Consider the following 11954-nt stretch of genomic DNA (forward strand, 5'->3'; position numbering starts at 1 on the left):
GGAGCTTAGGAACATGGCGCGCGGAGTTCTGGCAGGTGTGATTTGCGGTGCGGCCGTCGCGGGTGCGGGGGTGGTTGCGCTCTCGCTGTTGACCGGGCCGCCGCTGGAGCCGGCCCCCGATGTCATGGTCGGCGCGGCGCCGGACGGTCCTCCGCTGCCCGAGGGCAGCGACACGGCGCCGAAGCGCCTGTCCGAGGAGGCCGAGGCGGTGGCGCCCGAGGCTGCTGCGCGGCCGGAAGCGCCCGGAAGCGCTTCCCCCGAGACGGCCCCTGCCGAGCCCGCGTCGTCCGGGCCGAAGACCGACGCGGCACCTTCGATCGCCGAAGAGCCGCAGGCGCCCGCGGCTCCCGCGGCCGAGGAGCCCGCGCCCGCGGCGCCGCTGGTGGATGACGGGGCCGGGGAGGCGGATGCGCCCGAGGTGGCCGAGACCCCGGAGACAGAAGAAATGCCCGCGGCCGAAACCGAGCCAGCCCCGGCGCCGGAACCGGCGGAGGCCCCCGAGGCGGCGGAAGCACCGGAGGTCGAGACAGCCCCGCAGGCCCCGTCTGTGGAGGAAGCGCCTGCTGCAGGGACGGATGCCCCGGAGCAGCCGGGCGCCCCCGAGGAGGGCGACGCACCGGTGACGGATGAAAGTGCTTCCGCTCCGACGCCTGACGAAAATGTCCCCTCAGACGAGGCGCCTCCGGGTCCGGAACTAGCGTCAGATGAAAACGCAGCTTCCGCCGGTCTGGCGCCGGATCCGGTCCGGGAGAATGCCGCGGCTGTTGACGTTGCCGAGGGGGCGCCTCTCATGGCGGTGGTGCTGATCGCTGATGGCAGCGGGCCCCTCGGCCCGGATGCACTGGGGGCCTTTCCATTCCCGGTCAGCCTCGCGATTTCGCCCGATCATCCTGACCCCGAGGCGGCGGCACGCGCCTACAGGGCACTCGGGCACGAGGTTCTGACCATGGCAGGCGTTCCGGAAGGCACAGAGCCCGATGAGGTCGCGGCACGGCTGCAGACCTCGCTCAACCGGGTGCCGGAGGCCGTCGGCGTGCTGGAGGACCCCGATCTCGGGCTGCAGGCACGCCGGGCGATCTCGGACGAAGTGACGGTGGCGCTTGGCGAAACCGGTCATGGTCTGCTCATGCTGCCCAACGGGCTGGACACGGCCCAGCAGCTTGCGGCGCGCGCGGGCGTGCCCTCGGTCGCGCTGTTCCGGGATTTCGACGGAGCCGGGCAGGACCCCGCCACCATGCGCCGCCTGCTTGATCAAGGGGCATCGCGGGCGCAAGAGGGCGGCCCCGTCGCTATGCTTGGCCGCCTGAGCGCCGATACGGTCTCGGCGCTGGTGCTCTGGGGACTACAGGATCGGGCGAGGTCGGTCAGGCTGGTTCCGGTTTCGGCTGTGCTCGAAGCGGCCGAATAGAAGGGGGGCTCTGCCCCCTCCCGGCCTGCGGCCGGTTCACCCCCGGAGTATTTCTGCCAAGAAGAAGCCTCGGGCGAGGCGCGTCATCCGGCCCAGGTGTCGAGCGTAGTCGCGAGGTCGCCGTAACCGGTGGGACGATGTTCGAAGGCGAGGCCGAGGCGGTCTGCCTGCGTGCGCGCGCGGGCGACGAGATCCGGATCTTCGTTCTGGGACAGGTAGACCAGTTTCTCGTAGTTGCCGAAGTACATGTCGCGCAGCTCCGGGTGGCGGTCGAGTCCGAGGGGCCGCCAGACGAAGGCGTCGAATTGCCGGACCAGGAAGTCGGTGAGATAGAAGGCGGTCATCTCGTCGCGGGCGGCGAAGCGGTCGATCCCGTCGAAGAAGGCATAGCAATGCGGGCCGCGGATCATCTCGATACCGAGTTCCTCGCAGAGCCGGTCGAGGGCCCCGCCGGTGCCGCAATCCGCGTAGGCGAGGTAGATGTGGTCATACCGGATGTGGTGCCGGGTGAACGCGCTGCGCACGGCGTCGGGGATGCGGTCGGGAGTGTTGTGCAGGATCGCGGGGAGACAGGCGAGATCCATGTGATCCCAGCCGTTGCGGTCGCGCAGGTCCAGGATCTCGCGCGCCAAGGCCCCGCAGGCGATGATCAGAAGGCGCCCGTCGCCCTCGGGGGCGAGCCCGCTGTCTGTCAGGGTGTCGGGATCAGGGGTGGCTGTCGTCATAGGGCACGTGGGCCAAGGCCCAGCGGGCGATGAGAACCACGGCGATCACGATCGGAAGGACGGTGGCCAGGCCCCAGGCGCTCAACGCGAAGACGGTCAGCGCGCCGAGCGCGATGACCAGAAGAACGAGAAGTGCGAATGACGTGACAGGCATGTCCGGCTCCCTTTCAGGATCAATATGTGTCAGATCCCGCACCTTGAAAAGGGCCCAGTCGTTTCAGGGAACGTTTCCGTGAAAGCCGGGCCCTTCGACAGCGGTATTCAGCCGGCCGCAGCCTGGTTGTGGCGGCGGGTGATGAAGGTCTTGGCAGTTTCGACGGCCACGGCCGCGTCGCGGCAGTAGGCATCGGCGCCGATGGCCTTGCCGAATTCCTCGTTCAGGGGGGCGCCGCCGACAAGGATGATGTAGTCGTCGCGGATTCCCTGCTCCTTCATCGTGTCGATGACCACCTTCATGTAGGGCATGGTGGTCGTCAGCAGCGCGGACATGCCGAGGATGTCGGCCTCTTCCTTCTGGATGGCCTCGATGTAGTCCTCGACCGGATTGTTGATGCCGAGATCGACCACCTCGAAACCTGCGCCTTCCATCATCATGGAGACGAGGTTCTTGCCGATGTCGTGGATGTCGCCCTTTACGGTCCCGATCACCATCTTGCCCATCTTGGGGGCGCCGGTTTCGGCGAGCAGCGGCTTGAGGATGGACATCCCCGCTTTCATCGCGTTGGCGGCCAGCAGAACCTCGGGGACGAAGAGGATGCCATCGCGGAAGTCCTGGCCCACGATGGTCATGCCGCCCACGAGCGCCTCTGTCAGGATGCGGTAGGGTTCCCAGCCACGTTCGAGCAGGATGTTGACGGCTTCCTCGATCTCTTCCTTGAGACCGTCGTAGAGGTCGTCATGCATCTGCTGGACAAGTTCCTCGTCGTCGAGCTCGGAGAGGATGATGTCTTCTTCGTCGGACATGCGCGTTTTCCTTTCGCTGGCGCGCCTGACGCGCCGTTCTTGACGCCTAGTCTTGGGGCCGCCGGGGGGCGGGGACTTGGCCGATTGCGACACCCGCATCGGCTGTACCGACCTGCTGACGCCAGTCTGCAGGACGGTTGTGAATGTTCCGTTTACGTTCTAGTTTGACGGAATGACGCAGCCGGACCGCCCCTTGGACCCAGACCTGCGCCCCGGTCGCGGGGCCGGCAGTCGCGACTCGGGCCGTTACGAGCGGTTGGTCCGTGTCGATGAAGCGGACGGCTGGGATATTCCGGAAGAGGCCCCGGTCCTGCGGACTTTCGTGACCGAGGAGCGGCCGCGCAGCGCGATCACCTACCAGGCGTCGCCGGACCTGCCCTTCGACCGCTCGATCAACCCTTATCGCGGCTGCGAGCACGGCTGCATCTACTGCTTTGCCCGGCCGAGCCATGCCTGGCTGGGATTGTCTCCGGGGCTGGATTTCGAAACGCGGCTGGTTGCGCGACCGACGCTGCCGGAGGTCCTGGCGGATGAGTTGCGCAAGCCGCGCTACGAGGTGGCGCCCTTGGCGATCGGGACCAACACCGATCCCTACCAGCCGGTCGAGAAGGCGCGCGGCATCATGCGAGGCTGCCTCGAGGTGCTGCGCGATTTCCGGCACCCGGTGGCGATCGTGACCAAGGGGACGTTGATCGAGCGGGACGTGGATATCCTGGCGGACATGGCTTCGCAGGGTCTCGCGCGGGTTGGCATATCCGTGACGACCCTCGACCCGGTGATCTCGCGCCGGATGGAGCCGCGCGCGCCGAGCCCGGCGCGGCGGCTGGCCACGATCCGGCGCCTGACGGAGGCTGGGGTGCCGGTGCGGGTCATGGCCTCGCCCATGGTGCCGGCGCTGACCGATCCGGAGCTGGAGAAGATCCTTGAGGCCGGAGCAGAGGCGGGGGCCGATGCCGCAAGCTGGATCATGCTGCGGTTGCCGATGGAAGTGGCCGAGCTTTGGCAGGAGTGGCTGGCCGAGCACTACCCCGACCGTGCCGGACGGATCATGGGGCACCTGCGCGACATGCACGGGGGCGAGGTCTATTCGAGCAAGTGGTTTACCCGGATGCGCGGCGAGGGGCCCTATGCCGAGCTGGTGGATCGACGCTTCCGGCGCGCGGCGCGGGCTCTCGGGCTGGACCGAAAGACCGCCCCGCTGCGCTGCGATCTCTTTGCGCCGCCGCCCCGGGCCGGGGACCAGTTGTCGCTCTTCTGAGGCGATCATGCGCGCCGACGACGGCGGCGGGGGCGTTCCGCGCTGGCCGCGTCCTCGCCCGTGCCGTCGGAAGGAGAGGAGAAGCCGCCCAGAACCTCGGCGATCTCGTCCAGGGTGGGGCGGGGGCCGGGGGTATGGTTCTCGAGTGCCTCGCGCATGGCGCGCAGGTGTTCCGGCATCGTGCCGCAGCAGCCGCCGATGATCGTGGCGCCGCTGTCGAAGGCCATGGTGGCGTATTTCGCCATGAGTTCCGGCGTGCCGTCGTAGTGGATGTGTCCCCCCTCGAACCGAGGAATGCCGGCATTGCCCTTGGCGATGATGGGGCGCTCCGTGCCCTGCGCGGCGAAGCCCTGCACCGTGCGGAGCAGGTCGGAGGCGCCGACGCCGCAGTTGGCGCCGAAGGCCAGCGGCGGGTTGGGCAGGCCGTCGACCATGGTGACCATGTCGGCGGAGGTGAGGCCCATCATGGTGCGCCCGGCGGTGTCGAAGCTCATGGTGCCGCACCAGGGCATCTCGGCGCGGGCAAAGGCCTCGGCGGCGGCGCGGTATTCCTCCGGGGCGGAGATGGTCTCGAGCCAGAGCACGTCGGCGCCGCCATCGCGCAGGCCGCGGGCGGTTTCTTCGAACATTTCGACGGCGCTCTCGTGGGTGAGGGTGCCCGCGGCGCCCATGATCTCGCCCGTGGGGCCGACGGAGCCGGCGACGATGACCTCGCGGCCGGCCTTGTCGGCCACCTCGCGAGCGAGTTCGGCGGCGAGCTTGGAGAGCTCGTAGGCGCGATGCTGGGCCTCGTGCAGCTTCAGCCGCGAGGCATTGGCGCCGAAGGAGTTGGTGAGGAAGAGATCGGAGCCCGCGTCGACGGCGCCGCTGTAGAGGGCGCGGATCTTGTCGGGCTCGTCCTCGTTCCAGAATTCGGGGGCGTCACCGGACTGAAGACCCATGTTGAACAGGTTCGTCCCGGTGGCCCCGTCGGCCAGCAGCCAGTCGCGGGATTGCAGGAGCCGGGAGAGCGCGTCGGTCATGTGGGTGCCTTTCTGTCGGTGCCGTCGGGTCTGTCACAGGGGGAGGTTTGAAGCAAATTCATAAAGCTCAAGTTCTTTATGAAAGACGAGGATTTCCGTCCTCTGCCCGTATTTGCGGCAGCGCGCACAGAGGGTGTCCCGGGCCGGGACAGTCCCACGGTCACGAAAAATCAATGACTTGCAGAGGCGAATTAACCGTTTCTTAGGGTTGTCCCGCGCGGGGGTCCACAGTGCGGTCAGTCAAGAAACCACGGCGGCAGGCGGTCCTGAAGGCCGATTCCCGAGGCCGCCGACCAGATGAGCGCACGCCCGAGGTTGAGCCACCATTTCGGGATAGCGCTCAGCAGGATTTCGGAATGACCCCGGAAGGGGACCGGGTCGAAGGCCGAGGATTTGCATACCCTGTCGATCGGTACGCCGGCCCATGCCATGCTGAAGGCACCACGCCAAAGATGGTAGCCCGAGCTTACAAGGAGAATTCGGCCCGCGTCACGAAGCTGCGGCTCGGAAAAGAGCGCGTTTTGCAACGTCGATTGGGACCGGTCTTCGACCGAGATTGCCGCGGCCGGGATACCCTGCGCGATTGCCATATCGCGCATTCCCCACGCGACCGCGATGTCCGGATCGTAGGAGGCGTCGCCGGTCATATGCAGTCTGCGGACAACGCCGCCTTGGTAGAGAGCGACTCCGGCCGCAGTTCGGGCCGCGGTGATCATGCCGGGGCGGCTGTCCACCTCGTCGTTCCGCAGGCCTGCCGAGAGTATCACGGCCACGTCATAAGGGGACGACGGGTGAAGTCTGTCGCAGCGGGTCGTGAAGTAAGCCGATCCCAGTGAGGTCGCGAGGGGAGGAACGACCAGCAGTAGCAGCAGGACGGCGAGGCGTTTCTTCATGCCCGACCCCCGGGGCCGGTGGCTCCGGTTGCGAATCGTTGCAGAAGGCGGCGCAGTTCACCAACCCCGATATCCTTCTTGTAGGTCAGCTTGTGCACCGGCGTTGCGCGGAGGATGTTCAGGTTGGCCTCGGTCACCTCCTGCTTGCCCGTCAGGCAGCGTTGCAACAGGTGCGGCGGATTGGCTGACAGCGCCGGGGTTTCGGCCCAGAGACGCCGGCATTCGGGATCGTAGCGGGTGAGCGCCTCGAAGAGATGGTGGCTGCCGAAGTAGGTCTTTCGCGCCCCCGCATCGCCCCAATGGGTCACGAGTGCCTCGTGCCAGCGTCCGACAAGGGGGTGACCGGGGACCGCAGCAATGAACCAGTTCGAGATCGCACGGTCCTCCGCCGGGGCGGAGAAAAGGAAGAGCCCGCATTGGCAGAAGATCTGCGGCAGCCAGTCGTCGAGCGGGCGGGTGCAGAGCGAGGTCGCGTCGGCCCAGACGCCGCCGTGTTCCTGCAGGATTCGGGTGCGCAGCAGGTCGGAGTAATGGGCGGTGGAGAGCGTTTCAGGCAGGTCCGCGCGGGGCAGGTGACGGTCGGCCGCCTGCTGGTCGAGCACCTCGACCTCCCAACCGGGGTTCTGGGCGCGCCACGAGGACACGCAGCAACGGACTAGCTCGGGCGCGCTGTCCAATCCACTGTCCCAGTAGAGGTAGATTCTCCGGGGCAGGGCCATCGGGTCACGGCGTGGGGGGGAGGGATGGTGAAAGAAGTCGCGCGTCACGCGGCTTTTCTTCAGCCGGACGAAGGTGTTCAGCAGGACTGCTCGCATGTTCAGCTTGCCCCCTTGTCGCGATCCCCGCCGTGTCGCCGGTGCCCGCACGGACACCGGCGTATGTCGGATCACTCCAGCTCGATGGTGCCCGGCGGTTTCGAGGTGCAGTCGTAGAAGACCCGGTTGATGCCCTTGACCTCGTTGATGATGCGGGTCGAGGTTTCGCCCAGGAAGTCGTGGCTGAAGGGATAGTAATCCGCCGTCATGCCATCGACCGAGGTCACCGCCCGCAGGCCGAGCGCGTAGTCGTAGGTGCGCCCGTCGCCCATCACGCCCACGGTGCGCATGGGCAGGATGGCGGCGAAGGCCTGCCAGATTTCGTCGTAGAGCCCGTGCTTGCGGATCTGGTCGATGTAGACGGCATCTGCCTTGCGCAGGATGTCGAGCTTGTCGCGCGTGATCTCGCCCGGGCAGCGGATCGCAAGGCCCGGCCCCGGGAAGGGGTGGCGGCCGATGAAGCTGTCGGGCAGGCCGAGTTCGCGGCCGAGGGCGCGGACCTCGTCCTTGAAGAGCTCGCGCAGCGGCTCGACCAGTTTCAGGCCCATCTTCTCGGGCAGGCCGCCGACGTTGTGGTGCGACTTGATCGTCACCGAGGGGCCACCGGAGAAGCTGACCGATTCAATGACGTCGGGGTAGAGCGTGCCCTGGGCGAGGAATTCCGCGCCCTCGATGTCGTTGGCGTGCTTTTGGAAGACGTCGATGAAGAGCTTGCCGATGATCTTGCGCTTCTGCTCGGGGTCGGAGACGCCCTCGAGCTCGCCAAGGAACAGGTCGCTCTCGTCGGCGTGGATCAGCGGGATGTTGTAGTGGTCGCGGAAGAGGGTGGTGACCTCTTCGGCCTCGTTCAGGCGCAGTAGCCCGTGGTCGACGAAGACGCAGGTGAGCTGGTCGCCGATGGCCTCGTGGAGAAGCACGGCCGCCACCGAGCTGTCGACGCCGCCGGAGAGGCCGCAGATGACCTTGCGGTCGCCGACCTGTTCGCGGATCTTGCGGATCGCCTCGTCGCGGTAGGCGTCCATGGTCCAGTCACCGGCAAAGCCCGCGTCGCGCACGAAGTTTTCGTAAAGCGTCTTGCCGTTCGGGGTGTGGTGCACTTCGGGGTGGAACTGGACGGCGTAGAAGCGGCGTTCGAGGTCGGCGGTGATGGCGAAGGGCGCGCCGGTGGAGGTGCCGTAGACGGCGAAACCGGGCGCGATCTCGGCCACGTGGTCGCCGTGGCTCATCCAGACCTGTTCGCGGCCCGTGCCCTCGATGAACCAGCCCTTGAGCAGGTCGATCCGCTCGGGCGTGGGCTCGACCCAGGCGCGGCCGAATTCCGAGGTGCCCTCGCCGCCGATGACGCGGCCGCCGAGGTCCTGCATCATGACCTGCTGGCCGTAGCAGATGCCGAGAATCGGCACGCCGAGGTCATAGACCTTCTGCGGCGGGCGCGGCGATCCCTCGCGCGTGACGGTGTCGGGCCCGCCGGAAAAGATCACGGCCTTGGGCGCGAACGCGTCGAGGAAGGCCTCGGTCACGTTCTGGTAGGGGTGGATCTCGCAATAGACGTTCAGCTCGCGCAGGCGGCGCGCGATCAGCTGCGTCACCTGGGAGCCGAAGTCGATGATGAGGAGGCGGTCATGCTGCTGGGGCTCGATCATGGCCTGCCTTTAGGCAAGCGCGGCGCCACGGGCAAGAGGGGATCGCGGCGCGCGCGGGCAAACCTGTGCCGGGCCTCAGGCGGCGTGGTCGGGATGCCGCTTTTCGCGCACGCCGAGCGTCAGGACGGCGGCGAGCAGGACGCAGACGGGAATCGTGAGCATGGCCGCCCCGAAGGCGCCACTCGCGCGGTCGATCATGACGCCGACCAGCGGCTGGAAGACCAACGCCCCGGCGATGCCGATCATGTTGACGAAGCTGATGATCGTGCCCGAGACCTCTTGCGGATGGCCTTCCTTGGCCATGGCGAAGGTCAGCATCTGGGCGCCGTTGAAGAGGCCCGCCAGGAAGAGCAGCACGGCGAGCGCCCGGAGCCCCAGGCCGGGCAGGAAGAGGGCTGCGGCATAGAGCGCGGCGGTGAGCAGGATGCTCACGAAAAGCAGCCATTTGCGGTGCCCGAGCCGGTCCGAGATCCAGCCCGAGGCGACGCTGCCCGCGGCCATGCCCCAGAAGATCATGGAGACGGCGAGCTCGGCCTGCGCCTCGCCCAGACCGCGGTCGGCCACGACCTCGGCGCTGCCCCACAGCCCGCCGTAGACGTTGACGGGCATGTAGTAGAGCGCGCCGAGCAGCGCGATGAGCCAGACCCTGCCGTCGCGCATGAGCGGGCGCAGCGGGGCGAGCGGGTGGGCGCCGGGGATGCGTTCGGGGGCGTCGTCGGCGTCGTGCAGGAAGATCACGGCAAGGCAGAGGATCACCGCGCCCGCCGCAGCGATGGCGAAGAAGACTGACCGCCACCCCGCGAGCGTGACAAGGCCGCTCAGCCAGACGGCGCCGACCGCGGTGCCGATCATCGCAAGCGCGTTCACGACACCCGAAAGCAGCGCGAAGCGGGCCGGGGGGAAGCGGTGGTTGACCACGTAGAGCGCGCCGACGAAGGCGAAGGCGGCGCCGAAGCCTGTCAGCAGCCGTCCGATGCCCGCGACCAGCGGCAGATCGGTCAGCGCAAAGAGCGCGACGCCCGAGGCGCAGGCCGCGATGGCCGGAAGCACCAGGCGCCTTGCACCGAAGCGGTCCATGGCGAGGCCCACGACGATCTGCATCGGCGCGTAGATCCAGAAGAAGAGGCTCGAGAGCGTGGAGAAGCCGCCGCCGGAGAGGCCGAACCACTCGCGGATCTGGCCGGGGGCAAGGCTGGGGCTGATGCGCGCGACGAATTCGAAGAGGAAGAAGAGGCTGGCCGTGGCAAAGGCGAGCCAGGCTCCGAGGCCTGCGGTGGACCGGGGGGAAATCATCACGCGCTCCTGTCTGACGGGATCGCGCGGACCTTAGTCGCACGGCGTCGAGGCGCAACCGCTGCTCGGTTGATGGGGGGCTACCGCTTTCGGTGCGGGAACGCAGTCGCCGGTGCGCGCGGCGCAGGTCACTGATTTCTCTTCCGTCTTGGGGCGTTTGCGCGCGGGACATCTGCGCCTCGGCCCCCGGTAAGGCGTGGCCACGCGATACCTTCGGGTACGCGTCGCGCCGCGGGCTCAAGGGGATCGCAAGATGTGGGAGGAGGGGGCGATACCCTGCCAAATTTTATAGGTGATGCGGGAACGCCGACCGGTGCGGATCGTTCTGGTGGCAGACGATCCGGATCGCCGCAGACACATACTCAACCGAGACCTGGAGACCTGACATGAAGACGCTTGATGCGCTTTTCACCCACTTTCTGCGCGACATCTATTATGCCGAGAAGCAGGTCCTGAAGACCTTGCCCAAGATGGCCCGCAAGGCCTCCTCGGAGGATCTGAAGGAAGCCTTCGAACATCACCGCGAGGAGACCGAGGAGCAGATCGAGAACCTCGAGAAGGTGTTCGAGATGCTTGGCATGAAAGCCCGGGGCGTCACCTGCGAGGCGATTGTCGGCATCCTCGACGAAGGCAAGGAGATCATGGACGAGACCGACAGCGCCGATGCGCGTGATGCGGGCATGATCGCTGCGGCGCAGGCCGTGGAACACTACGAGATGACGCGCTATGGCACGCTGATCGCCTGGTCGAAGACGCTGAAGCTCGATTCCAAGGTGACCGGGCTTTTCGAGGCCAACCTGAGTCAGGAAAAGGCCGCGGATGACAAACTTACCAAGCTGGCCGAGGGCGCGCTGAACCGCGAGGCCGCCTGAGGCCTTTCGCGCGACCACTTGATCGGAGGGGCGTCCCGTCGGGGCGCCCTTTCCTTTTGCCGACCATCACCGCCTCCTCCGCTTCTTCTTGGCAAAAATACTCCGGGGGAGGCCCGCAGGGCCGGGGGCAGAGCCCCCATTCCCCTCTGCTATTCGATCGGCGCAAGAAGCTCCGGCGCGGTGACCAGCGCGCGGACGCCGTGGCTGTGATCCTCTTCGAAGATATTGCCCTCTTCGGCCCAGGCGTGCAGCGAGGAAACGTCGAGCCGCGCGCAGTCTGGCCGGACGGACCATGTGACCTGCAGGGGCGAGCAGATTTCCTCGGTATAGCTCGGGCCGGTGGTGGAGCCCGCGAAGACCACGGGGCGGCCGGTGCCGGTGGGCAAAATCTTGGCGCGGTGCAGGCCGTTGACCTTCCCTCCGTAGACGAAGTCGCGGAAGTCGAGCGCGCCGGGGTCGTTCACCACGAGGAAGACCTGCGCCTCGACGCGGAGCTGGGGATTCGCGCAGCTGGGCGACAGGCAGGCGCCAAGGCCGGGGCCCGGGGCGATGTCGCAGGAGGTGTGGACCCAGTGCACCTCGATCGTGTCGCCGGGCACGACGCCGTGGAAGGCGCCGTGCCCTTCGGCGGGATCTTGCAGTTCGGCGGTGGTCAGCGCAGAGGTGCCGTTGCAGCGGTAGCCGCCGTGTTCGCCGTCGCCCGCGTGGATCGAGAAGCCCGGACCACGATGTTCGGCCTGGGTGTGCGTGTGGATGTTGCAGAGGTTCAGCCTCGTGGCGGGCGGTGCCGGGCTGAAGCTGCGGGCATTCGTGCCCGTGGGGCTGGAGATGTCGCGGGGCGTCTGGGGGCCGAAACCGCGGCAATATTGCTGGGCGGAGGTGGGCAGGGCGGTCGCGGCAAGGGCAAGCGCCGCGATTGTGGCGCGGATCGTCATGGTCAGTCTCCGTTGCGGACGGGTCTTGGGGAAGGGTTAAGACGGGAGTGCTAAGGATTCCCTGCAGGTCGTGTCCGGCATGCCGTCAAATGTCGCTTTCGCGTGCCAATTGCCGGAAAGGGCAAAT

Annotated in this window: 12 protein-coding genes; 3 read left to right on the forward strand and 9 right to left on the reverse strand. The window is 67.4% G+C overall.

Going from position 1 to position 11954, the window contains the following annotated elements:
- The first annotated feature begins 13 nt into the window (after positions 1-13).
- On the forward strand, positions 14-1408 hold the full coding sequence (locus C8N44_RS05585; RefSeq protein WP_107975186.1) for a divergent polysaccharide deacteylase family protein: 1395 nt from the start codon (positions 14-16) through the stop codon (positions 1406-1408).
- 83 nt (positions 1409-1491) lie between these two features.
- Here C8N44_RS05585 and C8N44_RS05590 read toward each other — a convergent pair whose 3' ends face one another.
- From C8N44_RS05590 to C8N44_RS05595, 3 genes are all read right to left on the reverse strand, one after another.
- On the reverse strand, positions 1492-2133 hold the full coding sequence (locus C8N44_RS05590; RefSeq protein ID WP_107975187.1) for a DUF1638 domain-containing protein: 642 nt from the start codon (positions 2131-2133) through the stop codon (positions 1492-1494).
- Positions 2114-2287, reverse strand: a complete 174-nt coding sequence (locus C8N44_RS23545) for a hypothetical protein (RefSeq protein ID WP_170121063.1) — start codon at positions 2285-2287, stop codon at positions 2114-2116. Before C8N44_RS23545 ends, C8N44_RS05590 begins: the two co-directional genes overlap by 20 nt.
- Before the next feature lie 107 nt (positions 2288-2394).
- Positions 2395-3096 carry a corrinoid protein gene (locus tag C8N44_RS05595; protein WP_107975188.1) on the reverse strand — a complete coding sequence of 234 codons (702 nt, stop codon included), beginning with the start codon at positions 3094-3096 and terminating at the stop codon, positions 2395-2397.
- A gap of 172 nt (positions 3097-3268) precedes the next feature.
- Here C8N44_RS05595 and C8N44_RS05600 point away from each other — a divergent pair, with 172 nt between their 5' ends.
- Complete coding sequence (locus C8N44_RS05600; protein WP_107975189.1) at positions 3269-4354, forward strand: PA0069 family radical SAM protein; 1086 nt, start codon at positions 3269-3271, stop codon at positions 4352-4354.
- A 5-nt stretch (positions 4355-4359) separates the two neighbouring features.
- Here C8N44_RS05600 and bmt read toward each other — a convergent pair whose 3' ends face one another.
- From bmt to C8N44_RS05625, 5 genes are all read right to left on the reverse strand, one after another.
- Positions 4360-5376: a betaine--homocysteine S-methyltransferase gene (bmt, locus tag C8N44_RS05605; protein ID WP_107975190.1), complete on the reverse strand. Its 1017-nt coding sequence runs from the start codon at positions 5374-5376 to the stop codon at positions 4360-4362.
- Between the two features lie 236 nt (positions 5377-5612).
- Positions 5613-6269 carry a YdcF family protein gene (locus C8N44_RS05610; RefSeq protein WP_107975191.1) on the reverse strand — a complete coding sequence of 219 codons (657 nt, stop codon included), beginning with the start codon at positions 6267-6269 and terminating at the stop codon, positions 5613-5615.
- On the reverse strand, positions 6266-7084 hold the full coding sequence (locus C8N44_RS05615; RefSeq protein ID WP_107975192.1) for a capsular polysaccharide synthesis protein: 819 nt from the start codon (positions 7082-7084) through the stop codon (positions 6266-6268). The genes C8N44_RS05610 and C8N44_RS05615 overlap by 4 nt, the downstream gene beginning before the upstream one ends.
- A 71-nt stretch (positions 7085-7155) precedes the next feature.
- Complete coding sequence (guaA, locus tag C8N44_RS05620) at positions 7156-8727, reverse strand: glutamine-hydrolyzing GMP synthase (protein WP_188758635.1); 1572 nt, start codon at positions 8725-8727, stop codon at positions 7156-7158.
- A 75-nt stretch (positions 8728-8802) separates the two neighbouring features.
- The gene (locus C8N44_RS05625; RefSeq protein WP_107975193.1) at positions 8803-10020 is read right to left on the reverse strand and encodes an MFS transporter; all 1218 of its coding nucleotides are present in this window, start codon (positions 10018-10020) and stop codon (positions 8803-8805) included.
- A gap of 386 nt (positions 10021-10406) precedes the next feature.
- Between C8N44_RS05625 and C8N44_RS05630 the strand changes: the two genes are divergently transcribed.
- Positions 10407-10892 (forward strand): YciE/YciF ferroxidase family protein, encoded by a 486-nt coding sequence (locus C8N44_RS05630; protein ID WP_107975194.1) that lies wholly within the window; start codon positions 10407-10409, stop codon positions 10890-10892.
- A gap of 149 nt (positions 10893-11041) precedes the next feature.
- Here the strand turns inward: C8N44_RS05630 and C8N44_RS05635 are convergent, their stop codons facing one another.
- Positions 11042-11827 (reverse strand): delta-class carbonic anhydrase, encoded by a 786-nt coding sequence (locus C8N44_RS05635; RefSeq protein WP_107975195.1) that lies wholly within the window; start codon positions 11825-11827, stop codon positions 11042-11044.
- Positions 11828-11954: the final 127 nt, after the last annotated feature.

The sequence above is a fragment of the Allosediminivita pacifica genome (genome assembly GCF_003054175.1).
Taxonomy (GTDB): Bacteria; Pseudomonadota; Alphaproteobacteria; order Rhodobacterales; family Rhodobacteraceae; genus Allosediminivita; species Allosediminivita pacifica.